The 16999-nt window shown below is 73.6% G+C and carries 15 protein-coding genes; 6 read left to right on the top strand and 9 right to left on the bottom strand.

The window, feature by feature from the left end; genetic code table 11:
• Positions 1-65: 65 nt before the first annotated feature.
• Positions 66-1562 (bottom strand): tRNA (N6-isopentenyl adenosine(37)-C2)-methylthiotransferase MiaB, encoded by a 1497-nt coding sequence (gene miaB, locus ABZ495_RS25035; RefSeq protein ID WP_329489825.1) that lies wholly within the window; start codon positions 1560-1562, stop codon positions 66-68.
• A gap of 138 nt (positions 1563-1700) precedes the next feature.
• Between miaB and ABZ495_RS25030 the strand changes: the two genes are divergently transcribed.
• A complete protein-coding gene (locus ABZ495_RS25030) occupies positions 1701-2720 on the top strand; it encodes a TAXI family TRAP transporter solute-binding subunit (RefSeq protein WP_329489824.1) in 1020 nt (339 codons plus the stop codon).
• Positions 2721-2774: 54 nt separating this feature from the next.
• Here ABZ495_RS25030 and ABZ495_RS25025 read toward each other — a convergent pair whose 3' ends face one another.
• Both ABZ495_RS25025 and ABZ495_RS25020 read right to left on the bottom strand, forming a co-directional pair.
• Positions 2775-4211, bottom strand: a complete 1437-nt coding sequence (locus tag ABZ495_RS25025) for a HAMP domain-containing sensor histidine kinase (RefSeq protein ID WP_329489823.1) — start codon at positions 4209-4211, stop codon at positions 2775-2777.
• 6 nt (positions 4212-4217) lie between these two features.
• Entirely contained in the window at positions 4218-4991 is a 774-nt protein-coding gene (locus ABZ495_RS25020) for a response regulator transcription factor (protein WP_329489822.1), read from the bottom strand.
• A 385-nt stretch (positions 4992-5376) separates the two neighbouring features.
• On the opposite strand from ABZ495_RS25020, the gene ABZ495_RS25015 reads away from it, so the two are divergent.
• From ABZ495_RS25015 to ABZ495_RS24995, 5 genes are all read left to right on the top strand, one after another.
• Positions 5377-6153 carry an amino acid ABC transporter ATP-binding protein gene (locus ABZ495_RS25015; RefSeq protein ID WP_329489821.1) on the top strand — a complete coding sequence of 259 codons (777 nt, stop codon included), beginning with the start codon at positions 5377-5379 and terminating at the stop codon, positions 6151-6153.
• A gap of 123 nt (positions 6154-6276) precedes the next feature.
• Positions 6277-7179: a glutamate ABC transporter substrate-binding protein gene (locus tag ABZ495_RS25010; RefSeq protein WP_329489820.1), complete on the top strand. Its 903-nt coding sequence runs from the start codon at positions 6277-6279 to the stop codon at positions 7177-7179.
• Between the two features lie 49 nt (positions 7180-7228).
• Entirely contained in the window at positions 7229-7879 is a 651-nt protein-coding gene (locus ABZ495_RS25005; RefSeq protein WP_329489819.1) for an amino acid ABC transporter permease, read from the top strand.
• Entirely contained in the window at positions 7876-8727 is an 852-nt protein-coding gene (locus ABZ495_RS25000) for an amino acid ABC transporter permease (protein WP_359806511.1), read from the top strand. The genes ABZ495_RS25005 and ABZ495_RS25000 overlap by 4 nt, the downstream gene beginning before the upstream one ends.
• Before the next feature lie 146 nt (positions 8728-8873).
• The gene (locus ABZ495_RS24995) at positions 8874-10703 is read left to right on the top strand and encodes an FAD-dependent monooxygenase (protein WP_359806514.1); all 1830 of its coding nucleotides are present in this window, start codon (positions 8874-8876) and stop codon (positions 10701-10703) included.
• On the opposite strand, the gene rny is transcribed toward ABZ495_RS24995, so the two are convergent.
• From rny to ABZ495_RS24965, 6 genes are all read right to left on the bottom strand, one after another.
• Positions 10684-12138: a ribonuclease Y gene (rny, locus tag ABZ495_RS24990; RefSeq protein ID WP_329489816.1), complete on the bottom strand. Its 1455-nt coding sequence runs from the start codon at positions 12136-12138 to the stop codon at positions 10684-10686. The genes ABZ495_RS24995 and rny overlap by 20 nt on opposite strands.
• A gap of 187 nt (positions 12139-12325) precedes the next feature.
• Complete coding sequence (locus ABZ495_RS24985) at positions 12326-13096, bottom strand: regulatory protein RecX (protein ID WP_359838197.1); 771 nt, start codon at positions 13094-13096, stop codon at positions 12326-12328.
• A 301-nt stretch (positions 13097-13397) separates the two neighbouring features.
• Entirely contained in the window at positions 13398-14528 is a 1131-nt protein-coding gene (gene recA / locus ABZ495_RS24980) for a recombinase RecA (protein WP_329489815.1), read from the bottom strand.
• 200 nt (positions 14529-14728) lie between these two features.
• The gene (locus ABZ495_RS24975; protein ID WP_359838195.1) at positions 14729-15967 is read right to left on the bottom strand and encodes an AI-2E family transporter; all 1239 of its coding nucleotides are present in this window, start codon (positions 15965-15967) and stop codon (positions 14729-14731) included.
• 191 nt (positions 15968-16158) lie between these two features.
• Positions 16159-16353, bottom strand: coding sequence for a DUF3046 domain-containing protein (locus ABZ495_RS24970; RefSeq protein ID WP_359806521.1), 195 nt, complete (start codon positions 16351-16353; stop codon positions 16159-16161).
• Positions 16354-16385: 32 nt separating this feature from the next.
• Complete coding sequence (locus tag ABZ495_RS24965; protein WP_359806523.1) at positions 16386-16940, bottom strand: GNAT family N-acetyltransferase; 555 nt, start codon at positions 16938-16940, stop codon at positions 16386-16388.
• Positions 16941-16999: the final 59 nt, after the last annotated feature.

Below are 16999 nucleotides of genomic sequence, written 5' to 3'. Positions count from 1 at the left end.
TCGGCCGGGGACGACGGCGGCCCGGCGGGATCCGAGATCCCGCCGGGCCGCCGAAGGAGCGCCGGTCAGTCGCCGCAGCAGCCGCCCGCCGCGGGGGCCGCCACCGGCGCCGGGGCGCCGATGGTGGGCAGGCCGAGCATCACGCCGGCCGGCTTGGCCGCCGGGGCCGCCTGGCGCTTCTCCCAGGCGTCGCCGGCCCGGGTGCGGCGCACCCCGAGGGTCGGGCCCTCGGCCAGCAGGTGGTGCGGGGCGGCGTAGGTGATCTCGACGGTCACCGTGTCGCCCGGGCGCACCGGCTCGGCGGGCCGGGTGAAGTGCACCAGCCGGTTGTCGGGCGCGCGGCCGGAGAGCCGGTCGGTCCGGTCGTCCTTCTTGCCCTCGCCCTCGGCGACCAGGATCTCCAGGGTGCGTCCGACCTGCTTCTTGTTCTCCTCCCAGGAGATCTCCTCCTGGAGCGCGATCAGCCGGTCGTAGCGGGCCTGCACGACGGCCTTCGGCACCTGGTTCTCCATCTCGGCGGCCGGGGTGCCGGGGCGCTTGGAGTACTGGAAGGTGAAGGCGTTGGTGAAGCGGGCCTCGCGCACGGTGTGCATGGTCTGCTCGAAGTCCTCCTCGGTCTCGCCGGGGAAGCCCACGATGATGTCGGTGGAGATGGCCGCGTCCGGCATCGCCTCGCGCACCTTCCGGATGATGCCGAGGAAGCGCTCCTGCCGGTACGAGCGGCGCATCGCCTTGAGCACGGTGTCCGAGCCGGACTGCAGCGGCATGTGCAGCTGGTGCATCACGTTCGGGGTCTCGGCCATCGCGGCGATCACGTCGTCGGTGAAGTCCCGCGGGTGCGGCGAGGTGAAGCGGATCCGCTCCAGGCCCTCGATCTGCCCGGCGGCGCGCAGCAGCTTGGAGAACGCCTCGCGGTCGCCCAGGTCGGAGCCGTAGGCGTTGACGTTCTGGCCCAGCAGGGTGACCTCGATGACGCCCTCGCCGACCAGCGCCTCGATCTCGGCGAGGACGTCGCCCGGGCGGCGGTCCTCCTCCTTGCCGCGCAGCGCGGGGACGATGCAGAACGTACAGGTGTTGTTGCAGCCGACCGAGATGGCCACCCACGCGGCGTACGCGGACTCGCGGCGGGTGGGCAGCGTGGACGGGAAGGTCTCCAGCGACTCCAGGATCTCGACCTGGGCCTTGCGCTCGACCGCGGCCCGCTCCAGCAGCGCGGGCAGGTGCCCGATGTTGTGGGTGCCGAACACCACGTCGACCCAGGGGGCCTTGCGGACGATGGTGTCGCGGTCCTTCTGCGCCAGGCAGCCGCCGACGGCGATCTGCATGCCCCGGTGGCGGCTCTTCACCGGCGCCAGCTGCCCGAGGTTGCCGTACAGCTTGTTGTCGGCGTTCTCGCGCACCGCGCAGGTGTTGAACACGACCAGGTCCGGGTCGCCGTCCTGCCCTGCCTTCACGTACCCGGCGTCCTCCAGCAGCCCGGACAGCCGCTCGGAGTCGTGGACGTTCATCTGGCAGCCGTACGTGACGACCTTGTAGCTCTTCAATCCGCTCTCACCGCTCACCCAACCAGGGTACGGGCACCCGCGAAGGGCTTTTCCCCGCCCGCCCGGGCGCCGCCCGCCCGCTCTCCGGGCGCCGGCCGCCACCCGCCCCGGCCTGCGCCCCTCCCGTTCGCCGCCCGCGCCTGGCACTATCCCTGCATGGCCCCCTCCCCCGATCCCCGCCCCGGCGGCGCCCTCCGCGCCGCCGCCCGCAGCCCGCTGTGGCGGACGCTGCTGGTCCTGGTGCTGGTGGCGGCCGGGTTCGGCGGCTGGTGGCTCTCGGCGGGCCGCACGCCCGACTACCCGCGCGGCGAGACCGGCTTCGCCACCGGGGTCCAGCGCGGCGTCTACGACCGGTACGGGCAACTGCTGCAGACCCACGTCGCCAGGGCGATGCCGGGGGTGCGGCTGCGGCTGGACAACTCGCAGGGCTCGATCGACAACCTGGCCCGGGTCACCAGCGGCCAGGACGACTTCGCGATCGCGACCGCCGACGCCGTCGCCGAGTACTCCGGCCCCGGCAAGGACCGGCTGCGGGCCATCGCCCGGCTCTACGACGACTACCTCCAGCTGATCGTCCCCGCCGACTCGACGGTGCGCCGGACGGCCGACCTCAAGGGCAAGCGGGTCGGCGTCGGGCAGGCCCTGTCCGGGGTGAACCTGGTGACCAGACGGCTGCTCTCCTCGGCCGGCCTCGACCCGGACCACGACATCACGCCGGTCATGCTGGGCGTCGGCGACGCCGCCGACCAGCTGCGGGCCGGCAAGCTGGACGCCTTCTTCTGGTCCGGCGGGCTGCCGACCAGCGCGCTGACCGACCTGTCCGACCACATCGGGATCAGGCTCGTACCGCTCGGCGACCTCGCCGAGGCCGTGCACAAGGTCGAGGGCGGCGGCACCGACGCCTACCGGGCGGCCACCATGCCGAAGGGCACCTACCCCAACGCCGAGCCCAAGGACGCCGTCGCCACGGTGGCCGTGCCCAACCTGCTGATCACCCGCGAGGACGTGGACACCGACCTGGTGCAGGGGATGACCCGGGCGGTGATAGACAGCCGCGACCAGATCGGCGCCCAGGTCCACGCCGCCCAGCTGGTCGACCTGCGCACCGCCGTCTACACCGACCCGCTCCCGCTGCACGAGGGCGCGATGCGCTACTACCGCTCGGTGAAGCCGTGAGGTCCTGACACCGCGAGGCCCGGACCGCCCCGGCCCCGGCCCCGGCCCCGGCCGTCAGAGCTTCTTGCCCGCCCGCGGCACCGCCAGCGTCACCGCGAGGCCGGTCGGCCGGACCGGGGCGAAGGTGAGCGAGCCGCCGGCGGCCAGCAGCAGGGTGCGGGCGATCGAGAGCCCGAGCCCCGAGCCGTCCACGTTCTGGTGACGCGCGCTGCGCCAGAACCGGTCGCCGGCCCGGGCCAGCTCCTCCTCGGCGAGCCCCGGCCCGGCGTCCGAGACGGTCACCGCGACCTCGTCGCGCCGCACCGCCACCAGCACCCGGACCCGGCTGCCGGCCGGGCCGAACTTGAGCGCGTTGTCGACCACGGCGTCCAGCGCGCTGCCGAAGCCGATCGGGTCGGCCATGCCGAGGGCGAGCGCCGGGCCCTCCCAGCCGAGCTCGATCCCGCGCTGCTGGGCCACCGGCCGCCAGGCGTCCGCCCGGGCCAGGGTGAGCGCGACCAGGTCGGTCGGCTCCGGCTCGGGGCGGGCGTGCTCGGCGGTGGCCAGGCCCAGCAGGTCGTCCAGCACCCGGGCCAGCCGGACGCCCTCCTCCCGGACCCTGCCGAGCTCCTCGTCGTGCCCCTCGGGCAGCTCCAGGCCCAGCACCTCGACCCGCAGCAGCAGCGCCGCCAGCGGGTTGCGCAGCTGGTGCGAGGCGTCCGCGACGAAGGCCTTCTGCTGGTCCAGGGCGAGCACCACGTGGTCGGCCATGTCGTTGAACGAGCGGGCCAGGCGCTGCAGTTCGGGCGGCCCGCCGCCGGGCGCCACCCGGGCGTTCATCCGGCCGGTGGCGATGTCGTGGGTGGCCCGGTCGAGAGTCCGGACGGGCCGCAGCACCCACTCGGTGAGCCGGACGGCCAGCAGCACCGCGACGATCATCGCGGCGGCCTCGCCGGCCCCGATCACCAGCCAGCGGTGCAGCACCCGGGTGCGCATCGGCCCGGTCGGGGACTCGCTGAGCACCACGGCGACCACGTCGCCGTCCCGGACCACCGGGGTGGCGATGGTCAGGGTCCGGTCGGGGGTCCACGGCCAGACCTGCGGCGGGTTGTGGCTGCGCCGCCCGTCCAGGGCCTCCTGGAAGGCCTGCTCGCCCCAGCCGCCGGCGGGTACCCGCCAGTCCTCGGGGGCGGTGGCGATCGGCAGGCCGTCGCGCTGGAAGATGCCGAGCCGCACGCCGTAGAGGTCGTGGTAGCGCGCCACCTCGGCGTCCAGCGCGTGCCGGCGGCTGAGGTCGCCGGGAGCGGGCTGGGACTCCCCCTTGAGGGCGGACTCCAGCCCGGAGACGCCCGAGGTGGGCAGGTCCTGGGCGAACCGGGCGGCGTCGTCGAGCCGGTCGACCACCACCCGGCTCTGCTCGGCGGCCGCGACCGCCGCGGCGAGCGGCAGCCCGAGAGCGGCCAGTACGCAGAGCATCAGGGCGAGCAGGATCCCGAGCAGGCGGGTACGCACGTGCGGTCAGTGCTCCGCGCGGGCCTGGGGGGCTTGCGCCGCGGCCGTCGCGGCGGACCCGGCGGCGGCCGGGCTCTCGGGGATCAGCCGGTAGCCGACGCCGCGGACGGCCTCGACCAGCCCGGGCAGCGCGAGCTTGGTGCGCAGCGAGCCGATGTGCACCTCCAGGGTGCGGCCGTTGCCCTCCCAGCCGCTGCGCCAGACCTCGCTGAAGATCTGCTCGCGGCGGTAGACCACGCCGGGGCTCTGCGCGAGCAGCGCCAGCAGGTCGAACTCCTTGCGGGTGAGCGGGACGTCCCGGCCGTCCACGCTGACCCGGCGGCGCTCGCGGTCGATCAGGATGCCGCGGGACTCCAGCGGCCCGCCCTGCTGCGGTACGACGTCGGGGGCGGGCACCGCGGCGGCGGCGGGTGCCGCGCCGCGCCGGGCCACGGCGTGGATCCGGGCGAGCAGCTCGCCCATGTCGTAGGGCTTGGTGACGTAGTCGTCGGCACCGAGGTTGAGGCCGTGGATCCGGGAGCGGATGTCGGCGCGGGCGGTCACCATGATCACGGGCACGCCGCTGCCGGCCCGGATCCGGCTGCAGACCTCGAAGCCGTCCCGGTCGGGCAGGCCGAGGTCGAGCAGGACCACCCGGTACGGGTCGTTGCCGTCCGGCACCAGCGCGTCGAGCGCCTCGTGCCCGCTGCGGGCGTGCCTGACCTGGAAGCCGTGCCGGCCCAGGACCGCGACCAGCGCGGCGGCCACACGTTCGTCGTCCTCGACGAGCAGCAGTCGCATCGTTCCTCCTCCCCCCGACGTTCCCCGGGGTGTCACGTGGTGTTCACGGGCCCCACCGGGCAGGTCCCGGTCCTGCGCAGTATGGGCCAGCGGAGCGCCGGACGCCAGGCTCGGCCACGCCCCGGGACCGCCGGGGACGGCGCGCGGCGGTGCGGGTGCCCGCTGTCACGGTGCCCCCCTGTTTCCCGGTGTGAACGGCACTTGCCGGGCGTGTGGCCGGATCGTGATCCTCAAGTTCCGCTCAGATCGGCTGACGTGGCATCGTCATCGCTCCTATGGTCACCCCACTGGGGGCCGAGGCTCCGCCGGCCGAGGCCCCCGGTTCCTACCATCACTGCCGCCCAAGGGAGTTCGACTCCGGGGGCCGACACGAGGAGCAGGCGCGATGACCGAGAGCCTGATCAAGGACTCCAGCGCCGCCGCGACCGCTCCGCTGGTGGTGCTGAACGGGGTGAACAAGCACTTCGGTGCCCTTCACGTCCTCCAGGACATCGATCTGGAGATCGCCCAGGGCGAGGTGGTGGTGCTGATCGGCCCCTCCGGCTCCGGCAAGTCCACGCTCTGCCGGACGATCAACCGGCTGGAGACCGTCGACTCCGGCACGATCACCATCGACGGCCGGCCGCTGCCCGCCGAGGGCCGGGAGCTGGCCAAGCTGCGTGCCGAGGTCGGCATGGTGTTCCAGAGCTTCAACCTCTTCGCGCACAAGACCGTGCTGGAGAACGTGGTGCTCGGCCAGGTCAAGGTGCGCGGGATCGCCCGTGAGAAGGCGGTGCGGACCGCCCAGGAGCTGCTGGAGCGGGTCGGGGTCGGCGCGCAGGCGTCGAAGTTCCCGGCGCAGCTCTCCGGCGGCCAGCAGCAGCGCGTCGCGATCGCCCGGGCACTGGCGATGAACCCGAAGGTGATGCTCTTCGACGAGCCCACCTCGGCGCTCGACCCGGAGATGATCAACGAGGTGCTGGAGGTCATGCGCCAGCTGGCCGCCGACGGCATGACGATGGTCGTCGTCACCCACGAGATGGGCTTCGCCCGCTCCGCCGCCAACCGCGTGCTCTTCATGGCCGACGGCCGAATCGTCGAGCAGAACACCCCCGAGGCCTTCTTCACCGCGCCGCGCAGCGACCGCGCGAAGGACTTCCTCTCGAAGATCCTGCACCACTGAGCTTCCGGACGGACCACCGGTCGGCGACGGCAAGGACGCCGGCGCCGGTCCCGTCCGCCCGGCCACCTTCCTGTCGCCAGAGCCCGGTTGAACCGTGGCCCAGCCCCGAGGAGAACCACCCTCATGAGGACTCGTCGCACCTTCGCCGTCGCGCTCTGTGCCATCGCGCTCACCGCCACCGCCGCCTGTGGCAAGGACGGCACCCCCGGTGACGCCGCCGCCAGCGGCAGCACCGCCCCCAAGCTGCCCACCTACACCGTCAAGACCGACGCGAAGGTGGACTCCGCGATCTTCGCCGAGGCCAAGAAGCGCGGCCAGCTGATCATCGGCGCCAAGTCCGACCAGCCGTTCCTCGGCTTCGAGGACCTCGCCAGCGGCGACCGCAGCGGCTTCGACATCGAGATCGCCAAGATGGTCGCCGCGGACCTCGGCTTCACCCCGCAGCAGATCAAGTGGCAGACCCTGGTCTCCTCGCAGCGCGAGCCCGCGATCTCCAAGGGCCAGATCGACTTCTACGTCGGCACCTACAGCATCAACGACGAGCGCAAGAAGACGGTGTCCTTCGCCGGCCCGTACTTCATCGCCGGCCAGGACTTCCTGGTCAAGGCGGACAACACCTCGATCACCGGCCCGGAATCGGTCAACGGCAAGAACATCTGCACCGCCACCGGCTCCACCTCGATCAAGAACATCCAGCAGTACTCGCCGAAGATCACCCAGTTCGACACCTACTCGGCCTGCGTCGAGAAGCTGCTGTCGGGCGAGGTCGACGCCGTCACCACGGACGACGCCATCCTCAAGGGCTACGCCTCCAAGTACGCGCCCAAGCTCAAGGTGGTCGGCAAGCCGTTCACCAAGGAGAACTACGGCGTGGGCCTGAACAAGGACGACGCCGCCCTGCGGGGCGCCATCAGCGACGCCCTGAAGGCGCACCAGGACAACGGCGACTGGAAGAAGGCGTACGACGCCACCCTCGGCCTCTCCGGCTCGGCCGCGCCCACCCCGCCGGCCCTTGAGCGGTACTGACCGCCCGCCGACCACCGTTCCTGACCACTCCTGAGAGGAGGGCCGCCGGATGGGTTTCCTGTTCGAGGACGGCAACTTCGCGCTGTTCCGCGACGGCTTCCTGCAGACGATCGAGCTGAGCGCGCTCAGCGCACTGCTCGCCCTGCTGCTGGGCACCCTGCTGGCGGCCTTCCGGGTCTCCCCCATACCCGCGCTGCGCGGCTTCGGCACGGCCTGGGTGACGCTCTTCCGCAACACCCCGCTGACGGTGCTGTTCTTCGCCGTCACGTTCGGGCTCCCGCCGCTCGGCGTGCACTTCAGCCACCTCACCTTCGCGGTGCTGGCGCTGGGCAGCTACACGGCCTCGTTCGTCTGCGAGGTGCTCCGCTCGGGCATCAACACCGTGCCGCTCGGCCAGGCCGAGGCCGCCCGCAGCCTCGGCATGACCTTCGGTCAGACCCTGACCAGCATCGTCCTGCCGCAGGCCGCCAGGACGGTGCTGGCACCGCTGAGCAGCGTCTTCATCGCCCTGCCGAGGAACTCGGCGATCGCCGGCGCCTTCAGCGTCAGCGAGCTGTACAGCGCGCAGCAGTCGTTCTCCGAGGACGGCTACTCGATCTTCGCGATCTTCTTCTGGGTGGCCTGCGCCTACCTGGTGATCAGCGCCGTCGTCGCCCTGCTGTTCCGCTTCCTGGAAGACCGACTGGCGGTGGCCCGATGAACGCCCTCTTCACCCGCTCCTCCACGGCCAGCGTCCTCTACGACGCCCCGGGCCCGCGGGCCCGCACGCGGTACCGGCTGTTCGGGGTGCTGTCGCTGCTCGCGATCGCCGGCCTGCTCTGGTACGCGATCGCCAGCCTGGCCTCCAACGGCCAGTTCGACGCCCAGCTCTGGGATGTCTTCCAGTACAACACCGTCCAGCAGCGGATCGTCGACGGTCTGCTGGCCACTTTGGAGGCCTTCGGGCTGGCCGCGGTCGGCTCGCTGGCCCTGGGCGCGCTGCTGGCGGCCGGACAGCTCTCCGACCACAGGCCGGTCCGCTGGGCGGCGGTCTCCTTCGTCCAGTTCTTCCGGGCGATGCCGCTGCTCATCCTGATCGTCGCGCTCTACTACGCCTTCTTCGCCAAGGAGCCGATGTGGGCCCTGGTGATCGGGCTCACGCTCTACAACGGCTCCGTGCAGGCGGAGATCATCCGCAGCGGCGTCAACGCCGTGCCGCGCGGTCAGGGCGAGGCCGCGTTCGCGCTCGGCCTGCGCAAGACCCAGGTGATGACGACCATCCTGGTGCCGCAGGCGGTCCGCTCGATGCTGCCCACGATGATCGGCCAGCTGGTCGTCACCCTCAAGGACACCTCGCTCGGCTTCATCATCACCTACCACGAGCTGCTGTTCGTCGGTAAGGCGATCGCCAGTCAGCCGCTCAACGCCGCGGGCTTCCCCTACATCCCCGTGGTCCTGGTGATCGGGCCCATCTACATCGCGATGTGCCTGCTGCTCACCGCGCTCGCCCGGTGGATCGAGGCACGCGGCCGCCGCGGCGCGAACCGGCGCACATCAGCTGCTGCTTGACGGACACGCAGGCGAACTGTTGCATTGCTCTTCGTGACACCATCCGGGACCATCCTCGCGGCATATGACGCCCCCTCGTCGGCCTGCCCGGCCCCGGGGGTGCGCGGCTCCGCCCGCCCGGCCGGCCGCTGCGCGGAGGGCCCGGCATGGACCCGGTGATCGTGGTCGGGGCCGGACCGGTCGGTCTGGCCCTGGCCCTCGCCCTCGCCCGGCACGAGGTGCCGACCGTCGTCCTGGACGAGGGCTCCGGGCTCTGCCCCGAGGGCCCTCGCAGCGTCGTGCTCGGGGCCGACACCGCCGCCTTCCTGACCAGGATCGGCTACCCGCGGGCCGCCTCGGACGCCGCCCGGTGGGACGCCTTCACCATCTGGCGCCGCCGCCAGGAGGTGCTGCGGATCGACCTGGCCGACACCCCCGTCCTCCACCTGCCCCAGCACCGCCTCCAGCGCGGCCTGCGCGACGCCCTGACCGGCACCCCGCTGGTGCGGCTGGTGCCGTTGAGCCGCGTCACCGAACTCGCCCAGGACCGCGACGGCGTCAGCGTCCGCACCCGCAACCCGCAGGACGGCACCGAGACCTGGTGGCGCGGCAGCCACCTGGTCGGCTGCGACGGAGCCCGCTCAGCCGTCCGGAAGCTGCTGCGGATCCGCTTCCCCGGCCGGCCGGCCGTCGACCGCAACGCCGTCGCCACCGTCCGGGTCGACCTGCCCTTCACCGAGGCCCGGCTGCACCGCGAGCCCCCGTGGCGCGGCGACCGCGAGGCCTCCGCCCGACCGCTGCCGGACGGCGTCTGGCGCCTCGACTGGCGACTGCCCCCCGGCCGGCCGGTCCCCAGCGAACCCGTCGACCCGCACGCCACCTGGCCCGGCGTCGTCACCGGCGACACCCTGCTCACCCGGGTCACCGCGACCCTGACCGGCTGGTGCGGCGAGCTGCCCCGGTACGAGCTGCTCGCCGCCGCCGACCACACCGCCCAGCAGCGCCTCGCCGCCCGGTTCCGCAGCGGCCGCTGCTTCCTCGCCGGCGACGCCGCCCACCTGCACGGCGCCCTCGGCATGCAGAACCTCGCCGACGGCCTGCGCGACGCCGACAACCTCGCCTGGCGCCTCGCCCTCGCCTGGCATCTGCACACCGGCGGCCCCCAGCCCGGCGGCTCGCTGCTCGACGGGTACGAGGCCGAGCGGCGCGGCGCGGTCGGCGCCCGGCTGCGCGCCGTCGACCAGGCCATGCCGCTGCTGCGCCCGCTGCGCGGCTGGCAGGCCACCCGGCGCTCGCTGCTCTCCGGCTCGTTCCGCAAGCACGCGCCGCTGCTCGCCGACGGCCAGCTCGGCACCGGCCGCTTCGGCGGCGCTCCCGCCTACCCGGCGGCGCCCAGCGGCGTGCCCGGGCGGGTCCCGGTGCAGCGCGGCCGGCGCGACGCGACCTCGCTCAGCGAACTGCTGCCCGCCACCTCGCCCGGCGTGCTCGTCCCGGACCTGCCGGTGCTCACCACCGACGGGACGCCGGACCAGCTGCACGCCCGGCTCGGTGCCCCCTTCCTGCTGCTGCTGGTCGCCCCCGGCACCGCCGTCTGGTCCGCCGAACACTGGCTCGGCGCCGGGCTGATGCCCCGGCTGGCCGAGGTCGCCGCGGCCCTGCCGGTGCCGGCCGAGGTGCTGGTCGCCGAGGAGTACCCGGGAGCCGGACCGCACACCGTGCTGCTGATCCGGCCGGACGGCCATCTGGTCGGGGTCACCCAGGGCGCCGCGGCGGACGACCTCCTCGCGCTGGCCGAGCGCGCCCGGGGCGGGCCGCCGACCCTGGCCGGCGGTGCCGAGCCGGACCAGGAACCCGATCGTCCCGGCCGCGACACCGGCACCGAATCCGCCCGCGGTACCGGCTCCGGTCCCGGGGCGGGCGCCGGGGCCGCCGCGCCCCGACAGGTCCCCGGCGCGACGCCGCGCCCGGCGGACTCGCCTAGCGGGCCACCTCGGTGACCCTGCTCTCCCGCACCACCGTGACCCGGATCTGGCCCGGGTAGGTCAGCTCCTCCGCCACCTGCTTGGCGACCTCGCGGGCGATCACCTGCGCCCCGAGGTCGTCCACCACCTCCGGCCGCACCATCACCCGCACCTCGCGGCCGGCCTGCATCGCGTAGACCTTGGCCACCCCTTCGTGCGCCCGGGCGATCTCCTCCAGCCGCTCCAGCCGGCGCACGTAGACCTCCAGCGACTCCTTGCGCGCCCCCGGACGGCCGCCCGAGCAGGCGTCGGCGGCCTGGGTCAGCACCGCCTCGACCGTCCTCGGCTCCACCTCGCCGTGGTGCGCCGCGATCGCGTGCACCACGTCCGCCGACTCGCCGTACCGGCGGGCGAAGTCCGCCCCGATCGCCGCGTGACTGCCCTCGACCTCGTGCGTCAGCGCCTTGCCGATGTCGTGCAGCAGCGCCGAACGGCGCACCGGCGCCGGGTCCACCCCGAGCTCGGCGGCCATCATCCCGGCCAGGTGCGCCGACTCCACCAGGTGCCCCAGCACGTTCTGCCCGTACGAGGCCCGGTAGCGCAGCGTCCCCAGGGTGCGCACCAGCTCCGGGTGCAGCCCGCCGACCCCGGCCGACAGCAGCGCGTCCTCACCGGCCCGGACGCAGCGCCGCTCGACCTCCTCGCGGCTGCGCTCGTGGACGTCCTCGATCCGCATCGGGTGGATCCGGCCGTCCTCGACCAGCTGCTCCAGGGTGAGCCGGGCGGTCTCCCGGCGGACCGGGTCGAAGCAGGACAGCTGCACCGAGACCGGGGTGTCATCGATGATCAGATTGACGCCGGTGACCGCCTCGAAGGCGCGGATGTTGCGACCCTCCCGGCCGATGATCCGCCCCTTCATCTCCTCGTTGGGCAGCCGGAAGAGCGACACCGCCGTCTCGGCCGTCTGCTCGCTCGCCAGCCGCTGGATCGCCCCCGCGACGATCTCCCGGGCCCGCTGCTCGCCCTCCTCCTTGGCCGCCCGCTCGATCTCGCGGACGGCGACGGCCGCCTCCCGCCGCGCCTCGGCCTCGGCCTCCCGGACGAGTTGGGCCCGGGCCTCGGCGGCCGAGAGTCCGGCGGCGCGCTCCAGCTCCGCCGCCCGGCGCCGCAGCAGTTCGTCGGCCTGGATCCGGGACCGCTCCAACGCGGTCGAGCGGTCGTCGAGTTCACCCTCGCGGGCCCGGAGGCGGCTCAGCTCCTCGGTCAACCGCTCCTCGCGCCGGTCGAGTTCGGCCCGCAACCGCGCGGACTGCTCCTCGGCCCGGCGCCGGGCCCGCTCGGTCTCGGCCGTGGCCCGCCGCTGCGCGACCCGCAGGCGCCCGACCGTCAGCCAGGCCGCCGCCACGACGGCGACCAGCACCGCGGCCGACAGCAGGGGGACGACCGGTCCGGCGCTCAGCGCGATCCTCATCCTGCCCACTCCCCGTCCTGCGCGCCACGCCGCCCGGGACCAACCGAGACCGGGCCCGGGCATGCCTGCCCGCGGCACGGCCGGGGAGTGATCGACGCGTTACCCGCACTGAGTGCGAGGCTAAGCGCAGGTTACGAAACGGTCAAGACTGGCCAGGTAGTTGGCGAACTCCTCCACAGCGGGGCCGTCATTCCCACCCGGAACCGGGTCCTCCGTCCACGTCCTCTCCATCCAGACCGCCGTCGGCCGCCTCCGCGTCCAGGACCTCCCGGACCACCCGGAAGGCCAGCCCCTCGGAGTAGCCGCGCCGGGCCAGCACGCCGACCAGACGCCGCGTCCGGGCCTGCCGCTCCAGGCCCCTGGTCACCCGCAGCTTGCGTTCGACCAGGGCCCGGGCCGCCTCGGTCTCGTCGTCGTAGTCCAGCTGCGCGACGGCCTGCTCGACCAGGTCGCCGGCGACCCCCTTGGTCCGCAACTCCTGGGCCAGCGCCCGCCTGGAGAGACCGCGAACGGCGTGCCGGGACTCCACCCAGGCCTGGGCGAAGGCCGCGTCGTCGATCAGCCCGACCTCCTCCAGCCGGGTGAGCACCCCGTCGGCGACCTCGTCCGGGATCTCCCGCCGGCGCAGGGCGTCGGCCAGCTGTTTGCGGGACTTGGCGGCGCCGGTGAGCAGGCGCAGGCAGATGTCCCGCGCCCGGGCCTCGGGGTCGAGCGACTCCTCGGGCTTCGCCGCCCGGGCACCCCGGGCGCCCTTGCGCCCTTCGCCCTCGGCGCGCTCCCGCGCGCGTCCCCGCGTGCGACGGGCACCTGCGCCCCGCCCGGCGCGCCCGCCCTCCTCGGCCGCGTCGGCCGGGTCGGCGAGATCGGCCGCCGGGCCGGTGCGGGAGACAGGGGCGGCCGCACCCCCGTGACCGGCCGCCCCTCCCCCGGCCGGATGGCCGGGAGCCGTCTCCTCCACCAGCGCCGAACGGCGCCGGCGCCGACCCGTCGGCAGCTCGGACGCGGACACCAGCCCGAGCGCGTCGTCCAGGCCGTCCGGACCGCTCGCGCCGTCAGGAGCACCCCGCCGCCCGGCCCGGCCGGGCGGCACGCCCCGCTCGGGCCGCGGTCCGGGCCCCGGCTCCGGATCCGGTTCGAACTCCGGCTCCGGCCCCGGTTCCGGCTCGGCCACTGCGGCGAACCAGTCCGGCGGGCCGTAGTCGTCGTCCTCCGGGCCCGCCGGGCCGCCGTCCACCGCCCTGCTGTGCTGCATCAATGACTCAGGCCTTGGCCGCCGCCGTCGTCTTCTTCGCCGCGGCCGTCTTGGCGGCGGTCGCGGTGATCGGCTTGGCCCCGCCCTCGGCAGCGGCGTCGGCACCGGCGGCCGGCGCCTCGCCCTCGGCCGGCTCCGCCGTCTTCGGGCCGATGCCGAGCTTGGTCTTGATCTTCCGCTCGATCTCGTCGGCGAGCTGCGGGTTGTCCCGCAGGAAGTTGCGGGCGTTCTCCTTGCCCTGGCCGAGCTGGTCGCCCTCGTAGGTGTACCAGGCGCCCGACTTGCGGATGAACCCGTGCTCGACGCCCATGTCGATCAGGCCGCCCTCGCGGCTGATGCCCACGCCGTACAGGATGTCGAACTCGGCCTGCTTGAACGGCGCGGCCACCTTGTTCTTGACGACCTTCACCCGGGTGCGGTTACCGACCGCCTCGGTGCCGTCCTTCAGGGTCTCGATCCGGCGGATGTCGAGCCGGACGGAGGCGTAGAACTTCAGCGCGCGGCCACCGGTCGTCGTCTCCGGCGAGCCGAACATGACGCCGATCTTCTCGCGGAGCTGGTTGATGAACACCGCGGTGGTGTTCGACTGGTTCAGCGCACCGGCGATCTTGCGCAGCGCCTGGCTCATCAGACGGGCCTGCAGACCGACGTGCGAGTCACCCATCTCACCCTCGATCTCCGCGCGCGGGACGAGCGCCGCGACGGAGTCGATGATCACCAGGTCGATCGCGCCGGAGCGGATCAGCATGTCGGTGATCTCCAGGGCCTGCTCACCCGTGTCCGGCTGGCTGACCAGCAGGGCGTCGGTGTCCACGCCGAGCTTCTTCGCGTAGTCCGGGTCGAGCGCGTGCTCCGCGTCGACGAACGCGACCGTGCCGCCGGCCCGCTGGGCGTTGGCCGCCAGGTGCAGGGTCAGCGTGGTCTTTCCGGACGACTCGGGGCCGTAGATCTCGACCACCCGGCCGCGCGGGATGCCGCCGACCCCGAGGGCGACGTCCAGGGCGGTGGACCCGGTGGGGATCACGTCGATCGGCTCGTTGGCCTTCTCGCCGAGGCGCATCACCGAGCCCTTGCCGAACTGCCGCTCGATCTGGGCGAGTGCGGTCTCAAGAGCCTTCTCGCGGTCCGTACCTGCCATGGCTTCCACCCTCGGGTTCTGTGCTGTGCGCTTCATCGTTCTCGACGCTAGCGCGTCCCACTGACAATCGGCCCCGACCGGGCTCGACCCTGTGGAAAACTCTTCGCCGGAGAGTACAAAGAACACCTGTTCGATTCAAGTGGAGCAGGTGGGCCCGGCCCGACCGGTCCCGTCCGAACGGTCGGCCGCCGGCCCCGGCGCTACTCCTCGCCGCCCCGGCCCGGGCCCCCGCCCCGCCCGGAGTCCCGCCCGGCGTCACGGCCGCCCGCGTCCTCCCCGCCCGCGGCGCCGTCCGGCCCCACCCCCGCGCCGACCATCCGCCGCAGCCGCCGCGCCGCCTTCCGGCGCAGCTCCCGCCGGGCCCGCCGCTGGGCCCCCCGGTCGATCCGCGGATCGGTGGCCACCTCGTACCGGCGCACGTAGGTGCCGACGAAGCCCTGCAGGGTGGCGGCCGCCGGGATGGCGATCAGCGCGCCCACCGCGCCGAGCAGCGCCGCGCCCGCGATCACCGAGCCGAAGGCCACCGCCGGGTGCACGTCCACCGTCCTGGCGGTGATCCGGGGGTGCAGCAGGTAGTTCTCGATCTGCTGGTAGACGACCACGAACGCCAGCACCCAGAGCGCGTCCACCGGCTCCACGGTGAGCGCGACCAGCACCGGCAGCGCGCCGGCCAGATACGTCCCGATGGTGGGCACGAACTGCGACATGACGCCCACCCAGACCGCCAGCGCCGCCGAGTACGGCAGGTCCAGCAGCGCGAACATCACCCAGTGCGCGAGTGCCGAGGCGACCGCGAGCAGTGCCCGCGAGTAGAGGTAGCCGCCGGTCTTCGCCAGCGCGATCTCCCAGGCCCGCAGCACCTCACCCTGCTTGGCGGGCGGCAGCAGCGAGCAGACCGTGCGGCGCACCCGGGGGCCGTCCGCGGTGAAGTAGAAGGTGAAGAGCCCGACCGTGAAGGCCTGGAACAGCCCGCCGATCAGGGTCGAGGAGACGCCCCACACGTTGTCGGCGGCCTGCTGCGCGTAGGTCTCGATCGCCCCGGAGTCCTTGAGCAGCTTCTTCTGCAGCTCGTCCAGCGAGAGGTCCTGGTGGAAGGTCTGGTTGATCCAGTGGATCAGGTTGTCGAGCAGGTGCGGCAGGTCACCGGCGATCTTCGCCACCTGGTCGACCAGCAGGGTGCCGAGCGCGGCCAGGAACCCGCCCACCGCGACCGCCACCGCCACGAAGACCAGGAAGGTGCCGACGCCCCGGCGCACCCCCCGGGCCGCCATCCGGTCGACGGCCGGCTCCAGCGCCAGCGAGAGGAAGAAGGCGACCAGCAGCATCACGAAGAGGTCGATCAGCTGGTGGAAGGCCCAGTCGGCGAGCTGGAACAGCCCGACCATGACCAGCGCCAGCACCATGGCGCGGGGCAGCCAGCGCGGCATGCCGGTCCCCAGGAGCCCGTCGGCCGGGGCCGGCGCGCAGTCGCGGGCGGGCTCCCGGTCGGCGCCGTCGCGGTGTTCGGGCCGCCGGCCCGCGGCCTCGTCGGCGACCTGCGCCGACCTGTCCGAATTCTGCGGTTCTGCGCTGCTTGTCACTCGGACAGTCTGTCCCATGCCCGACACCCCACCGGGCACCGGGCACCGGTTCAGCGGAGCACTGCGGAGACGCCCTGGTTCTCGCAGACCATCCGCCAGACGTCCTTGGCCTCCCAGCCCGCGTCCAGGGCCTGCTGCACCGTCCGCCCGCCCAGCTCGCTCATCACGTGGTCGGTGGCGAAGGACTCCGCGTACACCTCCCCGAAGTGTGCGTACATCCGTCGCCAGAATTCGGTCAGCCTCATGCCCACCAGTATCCCGGACCGGACCGGAGGCTTCAGGGCGTCCAGTCGGCCGCCTCCAGCGCGTACTCGACCTCCCCGTGCTCCGAGCCCGGGATCGCCTCCGGGTACTCCTCGTGGAAGGTCCGGACGAAGTGGAGCCCGGCCTTCTCCATCACCCGCCGCGAGCCGCGGTTGACCGTCATCGTGTACGCCACCACCCGGCGCACGCCGAGCTCGCTGAAGCCCCGGCGGATCAGCGCCCGGGCCCCCTCGGTGGCGTAGCCGCGGCCCCAGGCCGGCCGGCGCAGCCGGTAGCCGAGCTCGACCTCGCCGCGGTCTTGCCGGTCCGTCGGGCGGAACTCGAACCAGCCCAGGAAGGCCCCGCCGGCCCGCTCCTCGGCGGCCCACCAGCCGAGGTCGCCGTACCGCCGGTAGTGGTCGAAGTAGAGCGGCAGCAGTTCCCGCTCGACCACCTCGCGCGGGGTGGCCCGGCCGCCGGTGAGGTGGCGCATCACCTCGGGGTCGCCGTCCAGCTCCAGCAGGTGGTCGACGTCGGCGGGGGTGAAGCGGCGCAGCACCAGCCGCTCGGTGGTGAGGTGGACGGTCATCCCCCGATCCTCGCCCACGGCGCGGCGCCCGTCACCCGGTTTCCGGCGGTCCCCAGCCC

The sequence above is a fragment of the Kitasatospora sp. NPDC005748 genome (assembly GCF_040630735.1).
In the GTDB taxonomy this organism is placed as follows: domain Bacteria; phylum Actinomycetota; class Actinomycetes; order Streptomycetales; family Streptomycetaceae; genus Kitasatospora.
The sequence above is the reverse complement of the archived record's forward strand: the minus strand, read 5'-3'. Positions and strand labels throughout refer to the sequence as shown.

Excerpts from the sequence above, each read along its gene's own strand:
- ABZ495_RS24965 (WP_359806523.1), bottom strand. The coding sequence starts at position 16,940 with ATGACCGTCCACCTCACCACCGAGCGGCTGGTGCTGCGCCGCTTCACC.
- ABZ495_RS25000 (WP_359806511.1), top strand. The coding sequence starts at position 7,876 with ATGAACGCCCTCTTCACCCGCTCCTCCACGGCCAGCGTCCTCTACGAC.
- ABZ495_RS24995 (WP_359806514.1), top strand. The coding sequence starts at position 8,874 with ATGGACCCGGTGATCGTGGTCGGGGCCGGACCGGTCGGTCTGGCCCTG.
- ABZ495_RS25010 (WP_329489820.1), top strand. The coding sequence starts at position 6,277 with ATGAGGACTCGTCGCACCTTCGCCGTCGCGCTCTGTGCCATCGCGCTC.
- ABZ495_RS25030 (WP_329489824.1), top strand. The coding sequence starts at position 1,701 with ATGGCCCCCTCCCCCGATCCCCGCCCCGGCGGCGCCCTCCGCGCCGCC.
- ABZ495_RS25005 (WP_329489819.1), top strand. The coding sequence starts at position 7,229 with ATGGGTTTCCTGTTCGAGGACGGCAACTTCGCGCTGTTCCGCGACGGC.
- rny (WP_329489816.1), bottom strand. The coding sequence starts at position 12,138 with ATGAGGATCGCGCTGAGCGCCGGACCGGTCGTCCCCCTGCTGTCGGCC.
- ABZ495_RS25020 (WP_329489822.1), bottom strand. The coding sequence starts at position 4,991 with ATGCGACTGCTGCTCGTCGAGGACGACGAACGTGTGGCCGCCGCGCTG.
- recA (WP_329489815.1), bottom strand. The coding sequence starts at position 14,528 with ATGGCAGGTACGGACCGCGAGAAGGCTCTTGAGACCGCACTCGCCCAG.
- ABZ495_RS25015 (WP_329489821.1), top strand. The coding sequence starts at position 5,377 with ATGACCGAGAGCCTGATCAAGGACTCCAGCGCCGCCGCGACCGCTCCG.
- ABZ495_RS24970 (WP_359806521.1), bottom strand. The coding sequence starts at position 16,353 with ATGAGGCTGACCGAATTCTGGCGACGGATGTACGCACACTTCGGGGAG.